General features: G+C 40.6%; 27 protein-coding genes. 25 read left to right on the top strand and 2 right to left on the bottom strand.

Annotation, left to right across the window (positions count from 1 at the left end):
• Positions 1–58 precede the first annotated feature (58 nt).
• Positions 59–841 (bottom strand): Ig-like domain-containing protein, encoded by a 783-nt coding sequence (locus DW005_RS05755; RefSeq protein ID WP_117478540.1) that lies wholly within the window; start codon positions 839–841, stop codon positions 59–61.
• Between the two features lie 146 nt (positions 842–987).
• Between DW005_RS05755 and lepA the strand changes: the two genes are divergently transcribed.
• Genes lepA through DW005_RS05775 form a run of 4 tightly spaced genes read left to right on the top strand, consistent with a single transcriptional unit; the run spans position 988 to position 6046 of the window.
• The gene (gene lepA / locus DW005_RS05760) at positions 988–2805 is read left to right on the top strand and encodes a translation elongation factor 4 (RefSeq protein WP_117478541.1); all 1818 of its coding nucleotides are present in this window, start codon (positions 988–990) and stop codon (positions 2803–2805) included.
• A complete protein-coding gene (gene hemW, locus DW005_RS05765) occupies positions 2806–3933 on the top strand; it encodes a radical SAM family heme chaperone HemW (protein ID WP_117478542.1) in 1128 nt (375 codons plus the stop codon).
• 15 nt (positions 3934–3948) lie between these two features.
• A complete protein-coding gene (locus DW005_RS05770; protein WP_117478543.1) occupies positions 3949–4764 on the top strand; it encodes a purine-nucleoside phosphorylase in 816 nt (271 codons plus the stop codon).
• Position 4765: 1 nt separating this feature from the next.
• Positions 4766–6046: an amidohydrolase gene (locus DW005_RS05775; RefSeq protein ID WP_242989374.1), complete on the top strand. Its 1281-nt coding sequence runs from the start codon at positions 4766–4768 to the stop codon at positions 6044–6046.
• Here DW005_RS05775 and DW005_RS05780 read toward each other — a convergent pair.
• Entirely contained in the window at positions 6036–7985 is a 1950-nt protein-coding gene (locus DW005_RS05780; protein WP_117478544.1) for an ABC-F family ATP-binding cassette domain-containing protein, read from the bottom strand. The two genes, DW005_RS05775 and DW005_RS05780, sit on opposite strands and share 11 nt — an antisense overlap.
• A gap of 128 nt (positions 7986–8113) precedes the next feature.
• Here DW005_RS05780 and DW005_RS05785 point away from each other — a divergent pair, with 128 nt between their 5' ends.
• The 21 genes from DW005_RS05785 to DW005_RS05885 all read left to right on the top strand — a co-directional run bounded on the left by DW005_RS05785 (position 8114) and on the right by DW005_RS05885 (position 25043).
• On the top strand, positions 8114–8461 hold the full coding sequence (locus DW005_RS05785; protein WP_022376762.1) for a hypothetical protein: 348 nt from the start codon (positions 8114–8116) through the stop codon (positions 8459–8461).
• A gap of 83 nt (positions 8462–8544) precedes the next feature.
• Positions 8545–9177: a redox-sensing transcriptional repressor Rex gene (locus DW005_RS05790; protein ID WP_022376763.1), complete on the top strand. Its 633-nt coding sequence runs from the start codon at positions 8545–8547 to the stop codon at positions 9175–9177.
• 10 nt (positions 9178–9187) lie between these two features.
• Complete coding sequence (locus tag DW005_RS05795) at positions 9188–9793, top strand: hypothetical protein (RefSeq protein WP_022376764.1); 606 nt, start codon at positions 9188–9190, stop codon at positions 9791–9793.
• Positions 9790–10164, top strand: a complete 375-nt coding sequence (gene acpS / locus DW005_RS05800; protein ID WP_117478545.1) for a holo-ACP synthase — start codon at positions 9790–9792, stop codon at positions 10162–10164. The genes DW005_RS05795 and acpS overlap by 4 nt, the downstream gene beginning before the upstream one ends.
• 15 nt (positions 10165–10179) lie before the next feature.
• Positions 10180–11685: an NAD(P)H-hydrate dehydratase gene (locus DW005_RS05805; RefSeq protein WP_117478546.1), complete on the top strand. Its 1506-nt coding sequence runs from the start codon at positions 10180–10182 to the stop codon at positions 11683–11685.
• The gene (gene alr, locus DW005_RS05810; RefSeq protein WP_117478547.1) at positions 11672–12799 is read left to right on the top strand and encodes an alanine racemase; all 1128 of its coding nucleotides are present in this window, start codon (positions 11672–11674) and stop codon (positions 12797–12799) included. Before DW005_RS05805 ends, alr begins: the two co-directional genes overlap by 14 nt.
• Before the next feature lie 77 nt (positions 12800–12876).
• Positions 12877–13224, top strand: a complete 348-nt coding sequence (locus tag DW005_RS05815) for a type II toxin-antitoxin system PemK/MazF family toxin (RefSeq protein ID WP_022376768.1) — start codon at positions 12877–12879, stop codon at positions 13222–13224.
• A 245-nt stretch (positions 13225–13469) separates the two neighbouring features.
• On the top strand, positions 13470–13949 hold the full coding sequence (gene rlmH / locus DW005_RS05820) for a 23S rRNA (pseudouridine(1915)-N(3))-methyltransferase RlmH (RefSeq protein ID WP_022376769.1): 480 nt from the start codon (positions 13470–13472) through the stop codon (positions 13947–13949).
• Positions 13950–13960: 11 nt separating this feature from the next.
• Positions 13961–14989, top strand: a complete 1029-nt coding sequence (locus tag DW005_RS05825; protein WP_117478548.1) for a S66 peptidase family protein — start codon at positions 13961–13963, stop codon at positions 14987–14989.
• Between the two features lie 23 nt (positions 14990–15012).
• Positions 15013–15711, top strand: a complete 699-nt coding sequence (locus DW005_RS05830; protein WP_117478549.1) for a response regulator transcription factor — start codon at positions 15013–15015, stop codon at positions 15709–15711.
• Positions 15708–17045: an ATP-binding protein gene (locus DW005_RS05835; RefSeq protein ID WP_117478550.1), complete on the top strand. Its 1338-nt coding sequence runs from the start codon at positions 15708–15710 to the stop codon at positions 17043–17045. Before DW005_RS05830 ends, DW005_RS05835 begins: the two co-directional genes overlap by 4 nt.
• The gene (locus DW005_RS05840; RefSeq protein ID WP_022376773.1) at positions 17038–17739 is read left to right on the top strand and encodes an AzlC family ABC transporter permease; all 702 of its coding nucleotides are present in this window, start codon (positions 17038–17040) and stop codon (positions 17737–17739) included. The genes DW005_RS05835 and DW005_RS05840 overlap by 8 nt, the downstream gene beginning before the upstream one ends.
• The gene (locus DW005_RS05845; protein WP_117478551.1) at positions 17736–18038 is read left to right on the top strand and encodes an AzlD domain-containing protein; all 303 of its coding nucleotides are present in this window, start codon (positions 17736–17738) and stop codon (positions 18036–18038) included. The genes DW005_RS05840 and DW005_RS05845 overlap by 4 nt, the downstream gene beginning before the upstream one ends.
• Before the next feature lie 15 nt (positions 18039–18053).
• Entirely contained in the window at positions 18054–18854 is an 801-nt protein-coding gene (locus DW005_RS05850) for a polysaccharide deacetylase family protein (protein WP_117478552.1), read from the top strand.
• A 102-nt stretch (positions 18855–18956) separates the two neighbouring features.
• On the top strand, positions 18957–19133 hold the full coding sequence (gene rpsU / locus DW005_RS05855; protein ID WP_022376776.1) for a 30S ribosomal protein S21: 177 nt from the start codon (positions 18957–18959) through the stop codon (positions 19131–19133).
• Between the two features lie 116 nt (positions 19134–19249).
• Positions 19250–19507: a YabP/YqfC family sporulation protein gene (locus DW005_RS05860; RefSeq protein WP_117478553.1), complete on the top strand. Its 258-nt coding sequence runs from the start codon at positions 19250–19252 to the stop codon at positions 19505–19507.
• 12 nt (positions 19508–19519) lie between these two features.
• Positions 19520–20758: a sporulation protein YqfD gene (locus DW005_RS05865; protein ID WP_278286507.1), complete on the top strand. Its 1239-nt coding sequence runs from the start codon at positions 19520–19522 to the stop codon at positions 20756–20758.
• The gene (locus DW005_RS05870; protein WP_117478555.1) at positions 20745–21761 is read left to right on the top strand and encodes a PhoH family protein; all 1017 of its coding nucleotides are present in this window, start codon (positions 20745–20747) and stop codon (positions 21759–21761) included. The genes DW005_RS05865 and DW005_RS05870 overlap by 14 nt, the downstream gene beginning before the upstream one ends.
• Positions 21758–22255, top strand: coding sequence for an rRNA maturation RNase YbeY (gene ybeY / locus DW005_RS05875; RefSeq protein ID WP_117478556.1), 498 nt, complete (start codon positions 21758–21760; stop codon positions 22253–22255). Before DW005_RS05870 ends, ybeY begins: the two co-directional genes overlap by 4 nt.
• Positions 22256–22279: 24 nt before the next feature.
• Positions 22280–23386 (top strand): DUF3048 domain-containing protein, encoded by a 1107-nt coding sequence (locus DW005_RS05880; RefSeq protein WP_117478557.1) that lies wholly within the window; start codon positions 22280–22282, stop codon positions 23384–23386.
• Positions 23387–23402: 16 nt separating this feature from the next.
• Positions 23403–25043 carry a polysaccharide biosynthesis protein gene (locus DW005_RS05885; RefSeq protein WP_117478558.1) on the top strand — a complete coding sequence of 547 codons (1641 nt, stop codon included), beginning with the start codon at positions 23403–23405 and terminating at the stop codon, positions 25041–25043.
• The last annotated feature ends 49 nt before the right edge of the window (positions 25044–25092 follow it).

A 25092-nucleotide genomic window follows, 5' to 3' on the forward strand; every position in this document is an offset into this window, starting at 1 on the left:
ACAGGCTTATAGCCGCAGAGGAAACCACCAGCTGAGCTGGTGGTCATGATTATCTTGATTATCTTGCTGTTGTAAACCAAGTGTAAGTGTTCTTACCGGTCTGAATACGGTAAGTATATGGGGCAAATCCTTTATTTACCAAGACTGCTTTGCCACAAGTTATCGTGTTGCCAGGAGATAACAACACCTGACCTAAATCATCGACATCTTCAAAGAAGAATCCCCAATCTAAGTTTGTCATCTGTTTTGTAGAGTTTGCTCCGAAGATATTGTAGTAGTAATTAAAAACATCTTTTGCCTTAATTGTCTGTGTACCCGAATGATAGGTAATCTTAAAGCGGAAATACAAATATTCCTCATTTGATTTTGGAACTAAATTAGATGAATTCTTTTTTGCTAATTTAGCGGATTCGGCACCGGAAGCAAAGGACTCTAACTGCATGGAAATTTTCCCGATTTTTTTGCCTTCCTCATAGAAGGTAAAGGAATTGTTGTTATAAGCGGACCTTGGACTTGCCTTTGTTCCTTTTCCAAGTGATCGGTTTTTTACTGTCAGCCGGCAAATCAGCTTTTTGCTGCCAATTTTTGCTGTGATTTTAGCCTTTCCCGCTTTTTTTGCAACTACTTTTCCTTTGGAAGAAACGGTTGCAACGGATTTTTTACCGGAAGTCCATTTTACCTTGCCGGAAGCTTTTTTTACTTTTAATGTGTAATTACTTCCAATGTAAAGTGTTAATTTGGATTTATTTAGCTTTGGTGCCACTGCTTTTGCAGTCGAGACATCAGTCAATGTGCCGAGCAGCAAAACGGCGGTTAGTATTTTAGCCATCTGTTTTCTCATTTTGTGTCCCTCCTTGATTTAATTATCTGTATTCTACACCATAAATGTGGAAAAGACAAGGCGGATAGGAACTTTTTGTGGCAAAATATGTGTAATTATGCTAAGATAGGGATAGATTTGTGGTAGGAAAGGAAAGAATTACAATTATGTCAGTTATTGGAAAAGATCATATAAGAAATTTTTGTATTGTAGCACATATTGACCATGGAAAATCAACGCTTGCCGACCGTATTATTGAACGGACCGGACTGCTTACAAGCCGTGAGATGCAGGCACAGGTGCTTGACAACATGGAATTGGAACGTGAACGTGGAATTACGATTAAATCACAGGCAGTTCGTCTGGCGTACACGGCAAAAAACGGTGAAGAATATTTGTTTAACCTGATTGATACACCGGGACACGTGGATTTCAATTATGAGGTATCAAGAAGTCTGGCGGCGTGTGAGGGCGCCATTTTGATTGTCGATGCGGCACAGGGAATTGAGGCACAGACGTTAGCAAACTGTTATCTGGCAATTGACCATGATTTGGAAATTATGCCGGTTATCAATAAAATTGATTTGCCGAGTGCTGACCCAGACCGTGTAAAAAATGAAATTGAGGATGTCATTGGAATTGAGGCACAGGATGCCCCATTGATTTCCGCAAAATTAGGAACGAACATTGAAGAAGTGTTGGAGCAGATTGTGAAAAAAATACCGGCACCGCAGGGTGATGATACAGCACCGCTTAAGGCTTTAGTTTTTGATTCTGTTTATGATTCCTATAAAGGGGTTATTATTTTCTGTCGCTTATTTGACGGTACCGTGAAAAAGGGAACGAAAATTCACATGATGGCGACCGGTTTGGAAGAAGAAGTGGTTGAAGTGGGTACTTTTGGTGCCGGTCAGTTTATTCCCTGCGAAGAATTGACCGCGGGCATGGTTGGCTATATTACTGCCAGTTTGAAAAATGTAGAGGGAACACGTGTCGGTGATACCGTAACAGATGCTGAAAATCCATGCAAAGAGGCACTGCCGGGATATAAAAAGGTAATGCCGATGGTTTACTGTGGTCTTTATCCGGCCGATGGTGCCAAATATCAGGATTTGCGCGATGCACTGGAGAAATTGCAGTTAAATGATGCTTCGTTACAGTTTGAGGCAGAGACTTCGGTTGCCCTTGGATTTGGTTTCCGCTGTGGATTTTTAGGACTTTTACATTTGGAAGTTATTCAGGAGCGTTTAGAGAGAGAATATAATCTGGATTTGGTTACGACAGCACCGGGCGTTGTTTACCATGTCTATAAAACAAACGGGGAAATGGTCGAAGTGACGAATCCTTCAAATCTCCCGGATCCATCCGAAATTGAGCATATGGAAGAACCGGTTGTGGATGCAGAGATTATGGTGACGACAGAATTTGTGGGAGCCATTATGAAACTTTGTCAGGAAAGACGTGGTGTCTATCAGGGCATGGAATATATGGAAGAGACACGTGCACTTTTGAAATACACACTGCCGTTGAATGAGATTATTTACGACTTTTTTGATTCGTTGAAATCGCGTTCCCGTGGTTACGCTTCCTTTGATTATGAGATGAAGGGCTATGAGACAGCAAGTCTTGTGAAGTTAAACATTTTGATTAACAAAGAGGAAGTCGATGCGCTGTCCTTTATTGTGCATGAAAGTTCTGCTTATGAGCGTGGAAGAAAGATGTGCCAGAAATTGAAAAATGAAATTCCGAGACATCTTTTTGAAATTCCGATTCAGGCAGCCATTGGAAATAAAGTAATTGCCCGTGAAACGGTTAAGGCAGTGCGCAAAGACGTCCTTGCCAAATGTTATGGCGGCGACATTTCACGAAAGAGAAAACTTCTTGAAAAGCAGAAGGAAGGAAAGAAGAGAATGCGCCAGATTGGCAATGTAGAAATTCCGCAGAAGGCATTTATGAGTGTTTTGAAACTGGATGAGGAAGAATAAATGAGTACATTTGGCTTGTATCTTCACATTCCGTTTTGCGTGAAAAAGTGTAATTACTGTGATTTCCTTTCATTTCCTGCCAAAGAAGCGCTGAAAGATGAGTATGTAAAAGCACTTGCTATGGAAATGCGGCTTTGGAAAGATAAGGTGTCAAATGATGTGGTAGATACCATTTTTATCGGTGGAGGAACGCCATCTCTGCTTACGGAGGGGCAGTTTGATGTTTTACAGAATGAAATGGTAAAATCATTTCATTTATCTGATAAAATGGAATATACCATCGAATGTAACCCAGGTACGGTAGACGCTGAAAAACTGAAAAATTATAAAAAGGCTGGCGTAAATCGGATTAGTTTTGGACTTCAGTCGACGATTTCTTCTGAGCTTGCTTGTCTTGGGAGAATTCACAGCTATGACGATTTTTTGGTGAGTTTTCATCAAGCAAGAGAATGTGGATTTGCTAACATCAATGTGGATTTAATGTCGGCAATTCCTGAGCAGACTGTAGCAGGATACGAGCAGACATTGACACGTGTGTGTGAACTTGCACCGGAGCATATTTCTTCGTACAGCCTGATTTTGGAAGAGGGAACTCCGTTTTACGAAAAGTATGGGGAATGTCCGCCTGTTTCGGAAGAAGAGGACAGGCAGATGTATGAACTGACGAAAGAGAGGCTCTCGGATTTTGGGTATCACCGCTATGAGATATCCAATTATGCCAAAGCAGGAAAAGAGTGTGATCACAACAAAAAATACTGGAAACGTTTTCCTTATCTTGGACTTGGATTAGGAGCGTCATCGTGCATGGAGAATGTGCGGTTTTCCAATGAGCAAAATTTTAAGACTTATGGGCAAAAAATAAAGAATGGGAAATTGCCGGTTGTTGAAAAAGAGGAATTAACAAAGGAAGACTGCATGGCAGAGTTTATGTATCTGGGACTTCGGATGATGGAAGGTGTATCGAGAAAAATGTTTTATCAGAATTTTTTAGTGCCGATGGAAACTTATTATCAAAGTTCCTTAGAAAAGTGCATTCGTGAAGGATTGATAAAGGAAAATGGTGACAGGTATTGCCTGACTGATTTTGGAATTGATGTCAGCAACCGTGTATTTGCAGAGTTTATATAACAAGGAGGGGTTATTATGGAACAAAAAGTAAGAGAGTGTGTAAAACAGATTCGCAAAATTACAGACTTTGAGCCACAGGTCGCTTTGATTTTGGGAAGCGGACTTGGAGCATTAGCGGATGAGATTGAATGCGTGGCATCCATTGATTACCACGAGATTCCGGGATTTCCGGTTTCTACTGTGGCAGGACATAATGGACGGTTTGTTTTTGGATTAATTGGAGACACGAAAGTTGTCATTATGCAGGGGCGCGTTCATTACTATGAAGGTTATTCGATGGAGGATGTTGTTTTGCCGGTTCGTGTGATGTGTTTACTGGGAGCGAAAATCTTGTTTTTAACAAATGCAGCCGGAGGAATCAGTGAGAAGGTGGAGGCAGGAGATTTGATGATGCTGACTGACCAGATTAGTTCCTTTGTGCCATCTCCATTGATTGGAAAAAACGTAGATTCATTTGGCGTGCGTTTTCCGTCCATGGATACAATTTATGATTTGGAGCTACGGAAGATTCTCACAAAAGAAGCAAAAGTTAATGATATTGTTTTAAAGGAAGGTGTTTATCTTCAGACAACGGGACCTGCGTATGAATCACCGGCAGAGGTGAAAATGTTTGGTATGTTTGGTGCTGATGCCGTGGGAATGAGCACGGCGGTAGAGGCAATTGTCGGCAGACATATGGGAATGCGCGTATGCGGTGTCTCTTGTATTTCGAATATGGCGGGAGGAACAGCAGCAAATCCATTGAGTCATGAGGAGGTAAAAGAAGTGGCTGACCGTGTGGCACCGAAGTTTAAAACGCTTGTGAAATCAGCCATTGAAAGGATGTGTTAGGATGTCTTCCATACGATTATATCATGCGAAAATTCTTACGATGGAAGAAGATGCGGAAGTCTTTGATGGAGAAGTACACATTGATGGAAACCGTATTTCTTATGTGGGGGAAAATAATTCGGAGCTTAATAAAAGAAAATTTACACGGGAAATTGACTGCGAAGGAAATCTTTTAATGCCTGGTTTTAAAAATGCCCACACACATTCTGCCATGACATTTCTTCGATCCTATGCGGATGATCTGCCATTACAGAACTGGTTAAATGACAGGGTGTTTCCAATGGAAGCAAAACTGCAGAAAGGGGATATTGAAATCTTATCCAAGGTGGCAGTTTTAGAATATCTGACAAGTGGAATTACCTCAAATTTTGATATGTATGTGGATAATTATCAGCATGCCAAAACATCGGTTCAAATGGGATTTCGTACAGTTTTTTGTGGCGAACTAAATAATTTTACCGGTTCGCTTGCACGCACAAGGGAGGAATATGAAACGCTGAACAAGGGGGATGAACTGGTGTCATTTCGCCTTGGTGTTCATGCTGAATATACAACAAGCCGCGAATTGTTAGAGGGCATGGCAGAACTTGCTCATGAATACAAACAGCCGGTGTATCTGCATCTGGCAGAGACCAAAAAAGAAGTGGAAGAATGTAAAATGCGTTATGGTATGTCACCGGTCCAGTTTTTGGATTCAATTGGTTTATTTGACTATGGCGGTGGTGGTTTCCACGGTGTCTGGATGGATGAAACAGACCGGAATATTTGCAGGGAGAAAAAGGTGTCGATTGTTACGAATCCTTCATCCAATGCAAAACTTGCGAGTGGAATTGCGGATTTACCTGCTTTAAAAAAGGCGGGAATTAACCTGGCGATTGGCACGGATGGACCGGCGAGCAATAATGCGCTTGACATGTTCCGGGAAATGTATTTAGCAGCAGTTCTTCCGAAGTTAAAATATGAGGATGCAGCGGTTATGGATGCCGCAGATGTTTTAAAGATGGCTACAACCGGTGGTGCACTGGCAATGGGGCTGCCGGAATGCATGTATGTAAAGGAAGGCCAGTTTGCTGATTTGATTTTAATTGATTTACAGCGGCCAAATATGCAGCCTGTGCATAATCTTGTGAAAAACTTAGTATACAGTGGTAGTAAAGAAAATGTGAAAATGACGATGGTAAATGGCATGGTTCTCTATGAAAATGGCGAGTTTTTTGTGGGAGAAAGTCCATCGGAAATTTATGCAAAAGCAAATGAAGTTACTAAGCGGATTACTCAGTAACTTCAAATTCTTCTAATTGTTCGGCTAACCGTTCCCATTGCTCCATAGCGGCAGTGAGAGCGGTTTCTTTTTCTTCGCGGGCGGTTGATAATTCGTTTAGTTTATGAGCATTGCATGCATATTCCGGACGCATCAGTTCCTCATCAAGATTTGCAATGTCCGTTTCCAGTGCTTCAATTTCTTGTTCGGTTTTTTGATATTCGTTTTCAATTTTTCGCTTTTTCGCTGCCAGTTTTTTCTGCTCCTGCCAGTCAAGCTTACCTTCTTCTTTTGTATCTTTTTTTGCAGAAGTCTGCATGGTTTTATCGTCATCTGTTAAAAAGCGGCTTTCCACCGTATCTTTTTTCTCCAGATAGTACGCATAATTTCCACTGTAGGAGAGCAGTTTGTGCCCGGTTAAATCCAAAATTCTTGTGGCGGTGCGGTTGATAAAATAACGGTCATGCGAGACGTAAAGCACGGTTCCCTCATATTTATTAATTGCGGATTCCAAAATTTCCTTGGAGGTAATATCCAAATGGTTGGTCGGCTCGTCAAGGAGTAAAAAGTTTGCCTTTGACAGCATCAGTTTCGCCAATGATACACGACCTTTTTCACCACCGCTGAGAAGATGAATCGGTTTAAAAACATCATCTCCCGTAAATAAAAAGGCAGCGAGAACATTACGAATTGCTGTATTTGTTAAATCCGGGTAATCATCCTGAATTTCTTCAAAGATGGTTTTATCATCGTTAAGCATCTGATGTTCCTGGTCATAGTAACCGATTTCGACATGAGAGCCGGTTACGGCACTTCCTTCATCAACCGGAATCATTCCCTGAATTAATTTTAAAAGTGTTGTTTTGCCGGTTCCATTCTTGCCGATAATTGCCACCTTTTCGCCTCGTTTAATTGAAAAGGAAAGATGGTCAAACAAGTGGTTTTCTCCAAAACTTTTGGCAAAATCCGTGACCGTCAAAACATCATTTCCACTGATTACTGAAGGAGTCAGGGAAAGAGAAAGTGATTTTTCGTATTCCACCGGCTTTTCTACACGTTCGATTTTGGCTAACATTTTTTCACGGCTTTCCGCACGGCGAATTGACTTTTCACGGTTAAAGGATTTTAATTTCTGGATGACAGCTTCCTGGTGTTTGATTTCCTGCTGCTGGTTATAGTAGCGGTGAATCATTTCCTCGCGTAATTTTTCCTTTTTTTCGGAATAACTGGTATAGTCACCGGTAAAAGTCATTACTTTGCCGTGGTCAATTTCAATAATTTTCTCGGCGATGCGGTCGATGAAAAAGCGGTCATGAGAGACAACTAAGACACTCCCCTTGTAACCGTTTAAATAGTTTTCCAGCCAGCGCACGGATTCCAAATCTAAGTGGTTTGTAGGCTCATCCATCAACAATAAGTCCGGTTCTGATAACAGAAGTTTACCAAGAGCAACCCTTGTTTTTTGTCCACCGGAGAGATTGTTGATGCACTGGTGCATCGCTTCTCCGCGAAAGCCAAGACCGTTAATGACGCCGAGAACTTTACTTTTGTAAGTATATCCTTCACCATCTTCAAAAGCCGTTTGCAGCTTATGGTATTGGTTTAACACACGCTCTAATTCGGCACCTTCTAAAGTTGTCATTTGCTGCTCCATTGCACGGATTTTTTCGTCCATTTCAATGACATCCGATTTGACAGCCAATAATTCTTCATAAATTGTTTTGTCTGAGTGATATCCCTGCTGCTGTGGGAGATAGCCGATGGTACTTCCTTTAGCTGTTACAATTTCACCGGAATCTGCCGGAAGTTCACCGACAATGATTCGCAGCAGTGTTGTTTTGCCGGCACCGTTAATTCCTACGATGGCAGCGCGTTCACCTTCATTTATATGAAAAACAGCATCTGACAAAACGGTTTCGTCTGCAAATGCCTTTGAAATATGATTGCATGCTAATATCATAATGATTGAATCCTCCAAAAAACTTCTAACAAAAACATATTTTATAATAATTTTAATTTTTTTGCAACATTTTGCCGTTTTCAATCGTCTTATTTTATGAACACCAAAAAAAGGAAAGGGTGGTTACTATGTGTATCAATCGAATTTATTACGGAGAAGAGGCAATCAGTCGCATTGAGCGCAATGAAGAAGGCAAAAGGAACTGGCTTTCGAAAAAAGAAAAAAAGAAAGTTAAAAAAGTTTCTTTGTGGAAGATTACAAAAGAGTCCTTTGATTTAAATGCACTCTGCGAATTTCCGAATCTTGAAGTGATAGAGATAGCAGGATTTGATGAGTTTAAGCCATTGGAGTTAAAACATATTGAGGTTTTATATCAATTTCGCAGATTAAAATGCCTGCGTTTGTCTTCCTGCCTGATTCCGGAGCCGTTTGAGAAGGGAAAATGGAAACATTTGCGGACATTGGAGATTGACTAATTTTTAACATTCCATTATAATAAGTACAGACAGCTTTTTTTATGGCTGATTTGTACTTTTTATTTTCGTTGGAGGATACTTTTGTGGCAGATAAAAAGATTTCAGCGGCAGTAATTAAGCGTTTGCCGCGGTATTATAGATATTTAAGCGAATTATTGGATAACGGAATTGAGCGTATTTCATCCGGGGAGTTAAGTAAGCAAATGAAAGTGACAGCATCTCAAATCCGACAGGATTTTAATAATTTTGGCGGTTTTGGTCAGCAGGGATATGGTTATAATGTTCCTTATTTGAAAAATGAAATAGGTAAAATTTTGGGACTTGACAGGGATTACCATGTCATTATTCTTGGTGCCGGTAACTTAGGGCATGCACTTGCCAATTATGCCGGTTTTGAAAAACGAGGATTTGTGGTATCAGCAGTTTTTGATGTCAGTCCGGATAAGATTGGCAAAAAGATTGGTCATACGATGGTTTATGACATGAAAGACTTAGAAGGATATGTAAAAGGACATACGGTAGATATTGCAGCACTTACGCTGCCGAAATCAATTGCACCGGCAGTGGCGAAACAGCTTGTACAGTATGGTGTTAGTGCATTTTGGAATTTTGCGGCCACCGATTTGAATCTTCCGGGAAATATTGCGGTTGAAAATGTACATCTGGCAGAAAGTTTGATGCGGCTTTCCTACAATATTTCTAACTTACCGGAATAGGAGGAATGGTATGAAACGACGAGACTTAGAATTTGAAACGCTGGTGAGAGAAGCTTTAAAAGGGAAAAAGGTTCCTATTCTAGTGTTGGACCGTCGCTGGCATACCTTGTTTCCGCAGGGAGAAAAACCGGCTGAGATTATTCAGCTTGAGGAGAAATTAAATGAACTGCTCAAAAGGCAGGGGTATTTAGTAAATGACATCAAAGATTTAAAAAAGACGAAAAAGAAATTGATGGAAGGCATTGTGGCTGGGATGAATGATGCAGAGCCTTTACGTGATAAGAAGAAGAAAAACCAGCAGCGTCTTCTTTTGGAAATCAAAGAGCGGATAGAGACGGAATCAGATGAATTGATTGAACTTCCGAGAATGATAAAAAAGGCAAATGAAGAACTGCTTGCTACAGGGGCACATTATTGTTTTGAGCGTCTGGCAAATGGAGATGAGCAGTTAAAAATTGTAAAGCAGGAAATTGAAGAACTCCGTATTTCCCTCCGTGAGAAAACGGAATGGAAAGATGATTTAGAGGAGAGTATGGACAGTGCCTATTCTTTAATGCATGGGTTGTTAGGTCATGATGTAATGAATTTATATGATAAAAGGAAGGGAAAAGAATGATACTTGGAATTGGTGTAGATTCCATTGAGATTTCCCGTGTTGTAAAAGCGATGGAAAAAGAGTATTTTGTCCATCGCATTTTTACGGAAAAGGAACGGGCGGAGATGGAACACGCAAAAAGGAGAGGTGCTTCTGATTTTGCCGGGAAAGAAGCGGTAGTAAAAGCATTTGGTACCGGCTTTGCGGGCATTGATGCCTGTGAAGTGGAAATTCTGCGAAGAGAAAGCGGCGCCCCCTATGTTACACTTTATGGTGCGGCGAGAAAAAAAGCAGAAGAAATGGGGATTACCGATTGGAAGATTTCTATCACAAATACAAAGGAAGTTGCGACGGCATTTGTGATTGCTGTGGCAGACGATGTAAAAGAATAGAAAGAAGGGACTTTTATGAAAGAGATGTATTCCGGTGAACAGGCGAAAGCAATTGACACCCATGCTATTGGTACAATGGGGATGCCAAGTCTTGTTTTGATGGAAAAGGCGGCGATGTCGGTGGTTTCCGTCCTTTTGGAGAAAGCCGGACCATCGGATACTTTTTTATGTGTATGTGGAATTGGAAACAATGGCGGTGACGGCGTCTGTGTGGCACGTATCTTACATGAAATGGGATATCAGGCGGCAGTTACAGTCGTAGGAAATTCGGAACATATGTCAGAAGAAATGAAAACACAGCTTGTAATTGCTTCGGCATGTGACGTCCCGATTCTTACCTATTCACTTGTTTCGATGGATGAATACGACATTTTAATTGATGCCGTCTTTGGAATCGGACTTTCCAGAGAAGTAACCGGTGTGTATGAACAGGTTATTTTAGATATGAATCAAAGTGGCGTGACGGTTTATTCATTAGATATTCCGTCCGGTATTCATGCAAAAAGTGCGAAAGTGCTAGGCTGTGCCGTACAGGCTGAAGCGACGATTACCTTTGGCGTGAACAAAACCGGGCTTGTTTTGTATCCGGGGTGTGAATATGCCGGAAAAGTTTATGTGGCGGATATTGGATTTCCAAGGAAAAGCGTTGATTTTGCACAGGCAGATGCTTACTATTATGAGCCGGATGATATTGTTTGTAACCTTCCAAAGCGCATCGCTTATTCACATAAGGGAACGTTTGGAAGAGTGGTTGTAATTGCCGGGTGTGATACTATGAGTGGCGCCTGCTTTCTGTCAGCAAAAGCCGCATATCGTATGGGAGCAGGACTTGTGCATGTTGTATCGACACCATCAAACCGGGATACACTGCTTAGTGCACTGCCGGAAATTCTTTTTTCAACCAGAGAGGAAATAAAAAAAGTACTTCCGCTTGCAAGTGCTGTCGTGATTGGACCGGGAATTGGTTTATCCAAACAATCAGAGGAACTGGTGGAGTACGTCTTAGCAAATACAAAAGTTCCGACTGTGGTAGACGGTGATGCGATAACCATTTGTGCAAAAAAAGATATTACGTTTCGGGATAATTTTGTCTTAACACCGCATGTTAAGGAAATGAGTGTGCTAACCGGGATTCCGATACCCAAACTACAAGAGGATATTTTAGGAACAACGAAAAATACCGCAAAGACAAGAAATTGTATTTTGGTGCAAAAAGATGCAAGGACTGTTGTCTCGGATGGGACGGAATGTTATGTCAATGTTTCTGGAAATAATGGAATGGCAACCGGTGGTTCAGGTGATGTGCTGACCGGGGTGATTAGTGGTCTGCTTGCCCAGAATGTGAATCCGTTTTTGGCTGCAAAGCTCGGTGTTTACCTGCATGGTCTTTCCGGTGATGTGGCAGCAAAACAGAAAAGTACGTATGGAGTCATGGCATCTGATTTGCTGGATGGTTTGACCGAGGTCCTTACAAATATAAAATGTTTTCAGAAAGAAGGAAATGAAAATGAAACAGTTTAATCGTACTTATGCAGAGGTTAATTTAGATGCCATCCGGCATAATATCGATGAGGTACATAAAAATATAAAAGAAGGAACAAAGGTAATGGCAATTGTGAAGGCGAATGCTTATGGGCATGGTGCCGTACAGGTTGCGAAGGCATTATATGATCAGGTAGATGCTTACGGAGTTGCCATGATAGAGGAAGCCATAGAACTTCGAAAAGCAGGAATTGATAAACTGATTTTGATTTTAGGATATACCGGAGAAGAATCCTATGAGGATTTAGTGGAATATCAGATTTCCCAGACTGTGTATACGTGGGAAATGGCAGAGCAGTTAAGTGAGACAGCATTAAAACTTGGAAAAAAAGCAAAGATTCATATAAAAGTTGATACCGGAATGAGCCGGATTGGTTTTATCCCTAGTGAAGAATCTTTGGATACGGTAGAAAAAATTTCGAAACTGCCGGGACTGGAAGTTGAAGGAATCTTTACGCATTTTGCCAGAGCGGATGAGAAAACAATTGAGCCGGCGAGAGAGCCTTTTAGAAAATATATAACTTTTGTCGAGGAATTAGAAAAGCGCGGTGTTAAGATTCCAATTCACCATGTGTCAAATAGTGCTTCAATTATTGGATTTCCGGAAGCTAATCTTGATATGGTGCGTTCCGGTATTACGACCTATGGACTGTATCCGTCTGATGAAGTGGCAAAGGATGTTCTTGTATTGGAACCTGCCATGCAATGGAAATCGATTATTTCTTATATAAAGACCGTAGAGCCGGGAACGAGTATCAGTTACGGTGGTACATTTACGGCGAAGGAAAAAATGACGGTCGCTACAATTCCGGTTGGTTATGCTGATGGCATGAAACGTGATTTGTCAGGCAAAGGACGTGTTTTGATTCATGGACAGTATGCACCGATTTTAGGAAGAATCTGTATGGACCAGTTTATGGTGGATGTGTCTCATATTAAAGAAGCTGCAATCGGAGATACGGTAACAATTTTTGGAAAAGATGGAGAAAAAAATATCCCCGTTGAGGAGATTGCAGAAAAATCACATTCATTTAATTATGAGTTTGTATGCAGTATTACAAACCGTGTGCCTAGAAAATATTTAGGAGAATAATAAAAGCTTTTGAACAAATTGAATATCGCTTCGTATATTGGGAATAATAGGAATATCAAATGAGGGAGTGTGAAACCATGATTGTAAAACGAGGCGATATTTATTATGCAGATTTACGACCGGTCATTGGCTCCGAACAGGGTGGAGTGCGGCCGGTTCTTATTATACAAAATGATATGGGCAACCGTTATAGCCCGACGGTTATTTGTGCGGCAATTACAAGCCAGCTGCACAAGGCAAAACTGCCAACGCATGTAGCATTGGATGCACACAAATATGGAATTGTAAAAGATTCTGTGATTCTTTTGGAACAGGTTCGTACGATTGATAAATCCCGATTACGTGAAAAAGTGTGTCATTTGGACACGGAAGCAATTGAAAAGATTGATACTGCATTATGTGTCAGTTTGTCACTGTCTACATAAGAATGAAAAAATCTCTACAACAGAAAAGACACCTCTGGGAGGAGGTGTCTTTCCTGACACCCGAAGGTGTCAAAGCGTATAATAGGGTGGGAGTAGAAAGTTATAAACTTTCCAAGTGTTAATATACAGATAGTGTGTGTCAAAAATATGTCAGCTTTCAAAAAGTTGCATATTTTTTTCTTTTTATTGATGTGGCATTTGTATATGTGCTATACTAGGCATATGAAAGTAAAGGAAGAAACATTATGCAGTATACGATATTATGTGTAGGAAAAATAAAAGAAAAGTTTTATACAGATGCGGTAAATGAATATAAAAAGCGTTTGTCGCGGTATGCGAAAGTAGATATTATAGAAGTTTCGGATGAGAAAACACCGGAACAGGCATCGGATTTGCAGCAGGAGCAGATACGGCAAAAGGAGGCAGAACGTCTGCTTTCCAAAATAAAAGATTCGATGTATGTGATTGCACTTGATTTAAAGGGAAAGAAATTTGACTCAGAAGGATTTGCAAAGCACCTTTCAATGTGTATGAATCAGGGGAAAAGCCACATTGCCTTTGTGATTGGAGGGTCTCTTGGCTTACATACATCCTTACTTGACCGTGCGGATGAGAGGCTGTCATTTTCGGATTTTACCTTTCCCCATCAATTGATGCGCGTTATTTTGTTTGAGCAGATTTATCGTGCAAACCGCATTATGAATCATGAACCATACCATAAATAAGGAGGAGAGATATGCGTTATCCGTCGTTTATTGAAAAAGGAAATACCATTGGATTTGTTGCACCATCGTTTGGCTGTGCGGGTGAACCGTATTATTCTGCCTTTCAAAACAGTCTGAAAAAATGGAATGCGCTTGGTTTTAAGACTGAATTAGGGTTTAACTGTTATGCGTCAGATGGTGTAGGAATCAGTAGCAGCCCGAAAAAATGTGCGGCTGAATTTATGGAATATTATAAGAAAGAAACAAATCAGGCATTGATTTCCTGTGGCGGTGGTGAGTTAATGTGCGAAATACTTGAATATATTGACTTTGGACAATTAAAGCGATTGCCACCTAAGTGGTTTATGGGGTACTCAGACAATACAAATCTGATTTTTTTACTTGCAACATTGACCGATACGGCAGCGATTTACGGTCCAAATGCAGGAGCTTTTGGTATGGAGCCGTGGCATGCATCGATTCAGGATGCCTATGAATTACTGCAGGGGAAAAAGTTTGAGATGCAAAATTATCCGATGTGGGAAAAGGAATCACTAAAAGATGAACAGCATCCGTTAGCTGCCTATCATGTCACAGAGCCTTTTGTTCTGCATACCAATAAGAAAGAAGGCGAATCTTTCAAGATTGAGGGACGACTGCTTGGGGGATGCTTAGATTGCTTATCTCATTTGAGGGGAACGAAATTTGATAAGGTAAAGGAATTTAATCAAAAATATGAAGATGATGGTATTCTTTGGTTTTTGGAATCCTGTGATTTGAATGTATTTGAGATGAGAAGAACTTTGTGGAGTTTGAAGCAGGCGGGCTGGTTTGATACTTGTCGTGGCTTTCTGATTGGACGTCCCGGTGTACAGGGGCAGATAATTGCTGGACTTGACCAATACGAAGCGGTTCTTTCTATATTAAGTGAGTTTGATGTGCCAATTTTTATGGATTTGGATATCGGACATGTGGCACCGATGATGCCGCTTATCTGCGGTTCCTATGGTAAAGTGACAGTAGTTGGAAATGACTGCTGTATTGCGATGAGTTTGCAATAATAAGGAAAGAAGAGGGGATATAAATGGCACTGATTTATCTTGTTGAAGATGATGATGGAATTGGAGAAATTGAAAGTTTTGCACTAAAAAATGCTGGGCATGAGGTGGCACTTTTGACAAGCGTTTCCGCTTTTTGGAAAGCGTGCAAAAAAAAAATACCGGATTTGATTGTGATGGATGTGATGTTACCGGATGCAGATGGTTTTCATATCGTGAAAGAAATCCGTGAAAAAGAATTGTATGCAAAGATTCCGATTCTTATGGTTTCAGCCAGAGATTCAGAGTTGGATATTGTGAGGGGGCTTGACTGTGGGGCAGATGACTATTTGACAAAGCCATTTGGTGTAATGGAATTTGTTTCACGTATCCGGGCTTTGCTGCGACGATTTTCGAGCAAAAAGAAACAAATTTCTGTCATTGGAAACCGGCAGAAAATCGAATTAAATAAGGACGCCAGAGAAGTTTTTGTAAAAGGGGAAAAATGCCCGCTTACTTACAAAGAATTTGAATTACTGCAGGTACTGATGAGCCATGCAGACCAGGTGATGACAAGGGATTCTTTGATGGAGTTAATTTGGGGTGTTGATTTTTTTGGAGAATCGAGAACATTAGATATGCATATTCGGACGCTGCGAAAAAAACTTGGTGAAGCCGGCAGCCAGATACAAACGATACGAAATGTCGGATATTGTTTCCGAAAAACGGAGGATGAAACAGAATGAAAAAAAGGATGCAGTTAAACTTTATGGCAATTGCTATGATATCGATGATTGCCGTGTTGTTATTAACAACGGTTGTGTTTTATAATTTGTTTCAAAATGAGGTCATTGAGAATCTTCACACCTGTGCCGATATGTTAGGAGAGGATTTAGTAAATTATAAAGATACTGACCGCATTATCTCGCAGAAAAAAGTTGATAACATACGCGTGACACTGATTGACAAAGACGGAGTTGTCTTAGCTGATTCGGATGTAAATGCAGACGTTTTAGGAAATCACAAAGAACGTCCCGAAGTAAAAGAGGCGATAGAAAAGGGAAGTGGAAAATCCATCCGAACCTCTAATACATTATCTCATGCTTCTTATTACTATGCAATACGGTTAAGCAATGGTAATATTCTCCGTTTGGCAAAAGAAAGTCAGAGTTTTATTAGCTTTTTGATACGAGTTTCACCATTTATTGGAGGAATTGCGATTCTTTTGTTTGTGGTGTCTATCTTTTTATCAAGATTATTTGCGAAAAGTATTGTTAAACCGATTGAAATGCTTGCAAAGAACATGGATCGCGAGGAACTGGCAACCGGTTACAAAGAATTAACTCCTTTTTTGAATACGATTCAAAAGCAGCACCGGGATATTGTAAAAAGTAGTAATATGCGGCAGGAATTTACGGCGAATGTTTCCCATGAATTGAAAACGCCTTTGACATCAATTTCCGGTTATTCGGAACTGATTGCCGGAGGAATGGCAAAAGGAGAAGATGCGGTACGTTTTGCCGGGGAAATCCAGAAAAATTCGTCGCGTCTTCTGACTTTGATTAATGATATTTTGCAGTTATCTGAATTGGATACAAGAAATTTTAACGATGATTTTGCGTGGGTGAATTTTGCGGATACAGTACGTAACTGCGGGGATTTGCTTGCTTTGGCGGCAAAAAAGAGAAATGTTACGCTTCATCTGGAGACAGTGCCGGAAGTTGTGATGATTCATGGCGTGACAAAAATGCTGGAGGAACTGGTATATAATTTAATTGATAACGGAATTCGCTATAATAAAGAAAACGGTCAGGTTGTAGTGTGTTTGGCGGAAACGGAAAATACCGTCATATTTTGTGTAAAAGATACCGGAATTGGAATCAGCAAAGAAAATCAGGAACGTATTTTTGAACGTTTTTACCGGGTGGACAAGGGGCGTTCGAGAGAAACCGGCGGAACCGGACTTGGACTTGCTATTGTAAAACATATTGTGGCAGTTCATCATGCGGATATTGAAGTAACAAGCGAGGAGGATAAAGGAACTGAGATTACAGTGACTTTTCATAAGGAAAATGAATGATTGGATACGAGGGATAAAAAAAGGACTGCCGATTGCAATCGGTTATTTGTCGGTGTCCTTTACATTTGGTGTAAAAGCAGTAAATGCAGGAATTCCTGTGTGGATTACGATTTTGATTTCTGTTGCCAATGTAACATCTGCCGGACAGTTTGCCGGAGTGGCAATTATGGCAGCACATGGCAGTTATTTAGAAATGGCAATGACTACGTTTATTATTAATGTGCGATATATGTTGATGTCGTTTTCTTTATCGCAGAAAGTGGACAAGAAGATGACTTTACGCCAGCGGCTGATGATTGGCTATGGTATTACGGATGAGATTTTTGCAGTGTCATCAATGGAGACAGAATCTTTGTCGGCGCGCTTTATGTATGGCTTGATTACGGTGCCGGTCTTTGGATGGACAGTTGGTACCGCAGCCGGGGCACTTGCGTCTCAGATTATGCCGGGGGCTTTATCAGCTGCGATGGAACTTGGTCTGTATGCGATGTTTATTGCAATTATCATACCGCCGGCAAAAAAGAGCAAGGCCGTTTTATTTGTTATTGGTATTGCTGTTATCTGCCAGTGTATTTTTACTGCGACACCGGTACTCAAAGAAATTTCCATTGGCTTTCAGGTGATTCTTTCTACCGTGATTGCAGCATCTATAGGAGCGTTTATGTTCCCGGTAAAAAAGGAGGTTAAAGCATGACAGAGCAGTTGATTTATATTGCGGTAATGGCAGTGATTACCTATCTGATTCGCGTTCTTCCAATTACGGTGTTTCGAAAAGAAATTACATCGCAGTGGCTTACGTCCTTTTTGTATTATGTGCCTTATGCGGTATTGGCGGCACTTACGTTTCCGGCTATTTTTACGGCAACCGGAAATGTAGTTACTTCTACGGCGGGAACGCTTGTAGCACTTATTCTTGCATATTTTGATACAGGACTTGTGATTGTGGCAGTTGGGGCAGTGGCAGGAGCGTTACTTGCTGGTATTTTTTTATGAAAGGAGGAAAGGTGAATGATGAAAAGAATTTTTACGATGATTTTGGCAGTTATGGTGTGCATGATGTGTGGGAAGGTGGATTGTCAGGCAAAACGGGCACTTTCTTCATATTCTACGCGGTCGTATGATTGGGGATTAGGACAGAATTTAAATCACAAAAAACCGAATGGAACCGGACCGACAGGATGGAAATGCAAAAAAGACCATGCTTATTACATAGGAAAATGTTCAAAAAAGAACAAGGTTGTATATCTGAGTTTTGATTGCGGCTACGAAGCCGGATATACGAAGAAAATTTTGAATACACTGAAAAAACACCATGCAAAAGCAATCTTTTTTGTGACAAAAGATTATATTATGTCAAATCCGGGATTGGTAAAGAAAATGAAAAAAGAGGGTCATCTCGTAGGAAATCATACCACACACCATCCAAGAATGGCAAAACTGAGTGTAAAACGTATTCAGAGAGAAATCAAAGACTGCGAAAAAGTAATGAAAAAGAAGTCTGGTTTTAAAATGGATCCTTTTATCCGTCCGCCGGAGGGAAACTTTAGCATGCGGAGTATTAAGGTGGCTAAATCAATGGGATATTCGACGATTTTTTGGAGTTTAGCTTATTATGATTACGACACGGCCAATCAGCCGGGAAAGAATTTTGTGATTCGCAAATTTAAGACTTATTACCATAATGGAATGATTCCACTGATTCATGCGTGCTCAAAGTCAAATACCGAGGCGTTGGGAGAAGTTCTTACTTTCCTTAAGAAAAAGGGATTTCGCTTCGGAACTTTAGACGAATTTGCAAAAAACAGTTGACGTATGGGAATTTTATGGTATAATCTTAGGTAGTGCGAAAAAATACCCGATCAGTTGTATTGAAGCACAATCTACAACTGGAGGGAGGTAAGGTGTGATACAATGTCTAGTGTAACAGTTAAAGAAAACGAATCATTGGATAGCGCATTGCGCCGTTTCAAGAGAAACTGTGCAAAAGCTGGTATTCAGCAGGAGATTCGTAAGAGAGAGCATTATGAAAAACCAAGCGTAAGACGTAAGAAAAAGTCTGAAGCGGCTCGTAAAAGAAAATACAAATAAGAAGCACATATGAGAAAGTCTGTTTTCATAAACTATTATGGAGACAGACTTTTTCTTATGCTTTGGAACCGCAACCGTAGGAATGGCATAGAATAAAAGAAAAGGGCTGTGTTTTTATGGGAAACCTTTCGGAAAAACTTCATTTGGCACCGGATATTTTAGAAAACACAACGGTTGTGAATTTGTATGGAAAAGAAATGGTGCTGGTTGAAAACTACCAGTCCATTATTGATTATACATCGGAGCAGATTAAGTTACAGGGAAAGCACAATAAGCTGATTGTCCGCGGCACATGTCTTAGGATAGACCGGTTTACCAAAGAAGACTGCAAAATATATGGTGAAATCTGCTGTGTTGAGTACATTGGCACATAAGGGGGGATTGGACTGAAGTGGTTACAGGGCTATGTTGTCTGCCAATCGCATAAAGGAAGTTTCGAGCGTTTTATGAATATGTGCCGTCATCACGGCATTTTATTATGGGGAGTAAAAAGAGAACAAGCAGTAGAATTTTGTGTTTGTGTGAAAGATTTTAAAAAGATGAAACCCATTGTCTATAAAACGAAATTACATCCACAGATTAAAAGAAAGAAGGGGCTTCCTTTTTATATCGAGAGAATGAAGAAAAACTGGACCTTTTATACGGGCTTTCTGCTCTTTTTCTTCCTTTTGTATTTTTTGTCTACCTTTGTCTGGCAGATTCAGTTTCAAGGACAGGTTACTTATACGAAAGAAACACTATTAAAAACCGTAAATTCTCTGCAGGTATACCGTGGAATGAAACGAAACCGCCTGCACTGTGATGTAATTGAAAAAAGTATTCGTCAAAAGCATCCGGATATCAGCTGGGTGTCCGCTGAAGAAAAAGGAAGTCTCCTTGTGATTTCTATTAAAGAAGCGAATCCGGAAGTGGGACGGGAACGTGCAGGACGGTTCTGTCACCTGGTAGCAGAAAAAAGCGGAATTGTTAAAAAAATTGTTGTAAACCGCGGTGTGGCATGTGTTAAGCCGGGACAAAAGGTGAAAAAGGGGCAAATTTTGATTTCCGGGATTGTTCCGGTTACCGGAGATGATGAGACGGTTGTGGATAAGATGGGAGTGGTAGCAAAAGGAGAGGTTTTACTTGTCTGCGACAGCAAATTTTCTAAAGAAATCCCGGTGAAGGTCTGCGAAAAGGAATATACAGGGAAAAAAATCTACCAGACTGAGTATGAAATCAATCACAAGACTTTCGTGATAAAAAATCCAATTAAACGGTTTAATAACGCTAAGAAATATGATATAATAACAACGATATTGCCAAAATGGGAGGATTTACCGATTCCTTTTACTTTTACGAAACGAAAAAAGGAGTTTCGTGAATATACGTTTGTAATTCGAAAGAGAAACCGCAAAGAACTTTTTAAAGAAGGAAAGCGGCTGTATCAGAAATTATTACGGCAGTGCAGACAGGATGGATTGGAAATTCTTTCAAAGGAAGCGAAAATAACCAAACAAAATGAAAAGATTTGGTTAATCAGCGGACAGATTCGTTTCCTTTGCAAAAAAACAAGAAAACAATATATCGCAGAGAGCGAACTTAAGATTGATAAGAAAGCAGAGGAAAAGCAGGATGGAGACTCATGAAGTAATCTTAGAGATTCCTTTGGAGCATGAAAGGAATTTGTTTGGCGGTCTTGACTGCCATGTAAAGAAGATTGAACGAACGCTTCAGGTAAGCGTAATTCTGCGCGATGGTGCGGTTAAATTGGTAGGAAGTAAATCGGCAGTTGAACAGGCAAAAAATGTATTTTCGGAGCTTCTTACACTTTCGGAGCGTGGGAATACGATTACGGAGCAGAATGTAGATTATGTTCTAGCACTATCGAAGGAACATTCGGATGTGTCATTGGCAGAGATTGACAAAGACTTGATTGGCTACACCATTCAGGGCAAACCGATTAAGCCAAAAACCAGAGGCCAGCAGAAATATGTAAACCAGATACGGGAAAAAATGATGGTGTTTGGAATCGGACCGGCAGGAACCGGAAAGACCTATTTGGCGATGGCAATGGCAATTCAGGCTTTTAAAAATGATGAGGTCAGTAAAATTATTTTGACAAGACCGGCGATTGAAGCGGGAGAAAATCTCGGCTTTCTGCCGGGTGATTTACAGAGTAAAATTGATCCGTATTTAAGACCCTTATATGATGCACTTTACCAGATTATGGGAGCGGACAGCTTTATTAAAAACTCCGAAAAAGGGCTGATTGAAGTGGCACCGCTTGCCTATATGCGAGGCAGAACATTAGATAATGCATTTATTATTCTTGATGAGGCGCAGAATACAACGCCGGCACAGATGAAAATGTTTTTGACGCGTATTGGATTTGGTTCAAAAGTTGTGATAACCGGCGATTTGTCGCAGAAAGATTTACCTTTTCAGACACAATCCGGTCTGGAACAGGCATCGAAAGTATTGGAGCAGGTAGAGGATATCGGTTTTTCCTATCTGACCAATAAAGATGTGGTGCGTCATCCTTTAGTACAGAAAATTGTACATGCCTATGAAAAGTATGAGGCGAGAGAAAATTACAAAGAGTCGCGTAAAAAAGCAAACACACAGACAAAGAAAGCAGGAAAACGATGACAATTTATTTAGAAGATATGGGAGAAGTTACTTTTCCTTTTGAGCCGGAAGAACAAATTGAAAAACTGGCAGCATTTGTTACGGATTTTGTGAAGTGCCCCTATGAGCCGGAAATCAGTGTTACGCTTGTGACAAAAGAAGAAATTCATGAACTCAACCGGACGCACCGAAATGTTGACAGACCAACAGATGTGCTCAGCTTTCCGATGATGGAATATGATGCACCGGCGGATTTTTCGGGGGAGAAGTTCTGCAAGACACTTACTGTTTCCCCGGAATCAGAAGAAATGATGTTAGGAGATATTGTTTTGTGTTCGGAGGTTGTATGCGAACAGGCAGAAGAATATGGACACTCGTTACTGCGAGAGTTTTCATTCTTAGTTGTGCACAGTCTTCTTCATTTGTTTGGCTATGACCATATGGAAGAGGATGAAAGGGAAGAAATGGAAGAAAAGCAGCGTGAAATCATGAAAAAGTTACAAATTTTGAGATAATGAGACTGCGAAAGTGAGGGTAATATGAATCAGAAACAGAAAAAAATTGTTTTAGCTTTATGTGGGATTGCGGTGTTATCGCTGATTGCCGCAGGATTGTATCTGGCTTGTGGAAGAAAGTCTTTGCAGAAAAATAATCCGCAGACGGACAAGCAAGTTCAGACAAAGCAACAGGAAAATGAGCCGCAGGCAACGAAAAATCCATATGAAGGTATGGTTAAAAGTGAGCTTACCGGTAAATATATTAAGCCGTCTGTGGCAAAGAAGCGTCCCTATGCGATTATGATAAACAATATTGAGTATGCGTTTCGAAATCAAAAAGGAACATCGAAAGCAGATATTATTTATGAGGCACTGGCAGAAGGTGGAATTACCCGCATGATGGCGGTCTATGAGGATGTCGGCAAGGTGAAAAAGATTGGTTCAGTGCGAAGTGCAAGACACTACTATGTACAGTTTGCCAAAGAATGGGATGCGATTTTCTGTCATTTTGGACATACCAAATATGCAGTGTCAAAAATTAAAAAGTTGGGAACAAACAATTTGAGTGGTTTGTCAGCAATTGGTGGTGTTGTGTACGCCAGAGATTTATCCATCCGCGCCCCTCACAATGTGTTTACAAATGGAAAGAAAATGAAAAAAGGCGCAAAAAAGCTTGGATATTCATTGACAAGGAACTCCGAGGCAATGGCAAAACATTTTAATTTTGCGAATGAGGATACGGAACCTGCAAATGGAAAAACAGCTAAGTCGGTTACGATTCCGTTTTCGAATTACTCCACATGTAAGATGAAATACAGTGCTAAGAGTAAAACCTATAAAAAATATGAATACGGGCAAAAACATATGGACACGTATTACAAAAAACAGCTTGCATTTAAAAATGTAATTATACAACTGGTGAGTGAGTCAAATATTGACCACAATGGATACCAGACGATGAAACTTGGCAATACTTCCGGAAAAGGGTATTATTACAGCGATGGCAAACGGATTTCTATTACGTGGAAACGTGTGGAAACAACGAATGAAATGGCGTACTATGATGAGTCCGGTAATGTGCTGACGATTAACCCGGGCAAAACTTACATTGCCGTGTACCCTAAAAATCGACAGAATTTGATTAAGTGAAAGGACGAATAGAGCATTGAGTACGAAAAAGAAAAATGCGGATTATTTAAAGCAGGGCGGTATTTTGGCGATGGCATCGCTTATCGTACGAATTATCGGTATGGTTTACCGAATCCCGATGTCTAATATCCTTGGCGAAGAGGGAAATGGAATCTATGCAGTTGCTTTTGAGATTTATGATTTGATTTTGATTATTTCTTCGTATAGCCTGCCACTTGCTTTATCAAAAATGATTTCTGCCAGACAGGCAAACAGAGAACATAAAAATACAGGAAGAATTTTGAAAGTTGCCCTGCGTTTTGCCATAATCTCCGGTGGTGCATTTGCTTTGATTTTGTTTTTCGGAGCAGGTGTGATTGAACATACGATTTATCCGGAATACAGTGGTGTTCAGATTCCTTTGCGTGTACTTGCACCTACAATTTTTATTGTGGCCTTATTAGGTGTGTTTCGTGGTTTCTTCCAGGGAAAAAGAACTATGATACCGACAGCGGTTTCACAGATTATTGAGCAGGTGGTCAATGCCATTGTCAGTGTAGCGGCAAGCTATTTGTTTATGAAGTGGAATGCTGATAGTTTGCAACAGGCTGCATGGGGAGCAGCGGGTGGTACCCTTGGTACATGTCTTGGTGCGGCATCGGCTCTTTTGCTTGTTATGTTTGTATACTGGTTATACCGTCCGGTTCAGGCAAAGTTAGAAAAGAAAGATGTGACCGGAAATCTGGAATCTTACCAATCGTTGTTTAAGATTTTGATTCTTACGATTCTTCCGATTGTTCTTTCGCAGACAGTTTATAATATTAGTGGGTTAATTGATTATAAACTGTTTGGTTTTATTTCGGCGAAAAGAGGTTTGGATGCTGTTTCCATTAAAAGTTTTGTCGGTGTGTACAGTTCCAAATACCGCTTATTGTGCAGTGTACCAATTGCGATTTCAACAGCCATTGCTTCTTCCATGATACCAAGTGCGGTGGCAGCATACACGGAGGGAGACGATGAACAGTGGAACTATAATGTTGCTTCCGGTATTAAATTTAACATGATTATAGCAATTCCTTGCGCACTGGGACTTACGGTTCTTGGACAGCCGGTTGTGCGCATGCTGTTTTCATCCTCAAACTATGTCCTTGGCGGGCATATGATGACAGTTGGTGCAACTGCTATTATCTTTTATGCACTTTCCAATGTGACCGGCGGTGCCTTGCAGAGTATTGATAAAATGCGGATTCCGGTAATTCACTCAGCAATTTCGCTGGTGATTCATATAGGAATTGTATCGTTTTTCCTAGCTTGTACCAACATTGGCGTTTATGCACTTTTGATTGGTAATATCACATTCCCGATTCTTGTGTTTATTCTGAATCTTCGTGCAATCAAGCGCTATGTGCCTTCGTACCGGCAGGAAGTTATTAAGACGTTCTTTGCTCCTTTGGCAGCGGGATTTTGGATGGCACTTGCTGCGGTAAGTGTTTACGGCCTTGTGGGCTTTGTGATTGGCTCAAATTTGATTCGTACAATGCTTGCGGTCTGTGTGGCGGTAGTGGTATACTTTACGGCGTTTCTTCTGCTGAAAGGTCTGACAAAAGAAGAATTGTTTGATTTCCCGATGGGAAGAAGATTATATTTGTTAGCTAGAAAAATGCACCTAATGAAGTAAAAAAGAGAAGTTTAATTGGTTCAAGACGGGATAACGCGGTGCGTTATAG

The organism is Clostridium sp. AF36-4 (assembly GCF_003435975.1).
Lineage (GTDB): Bacteria > Bacillota > Clostridia > Lachnospirales > Lachnospiraceae > Eubacterium_F.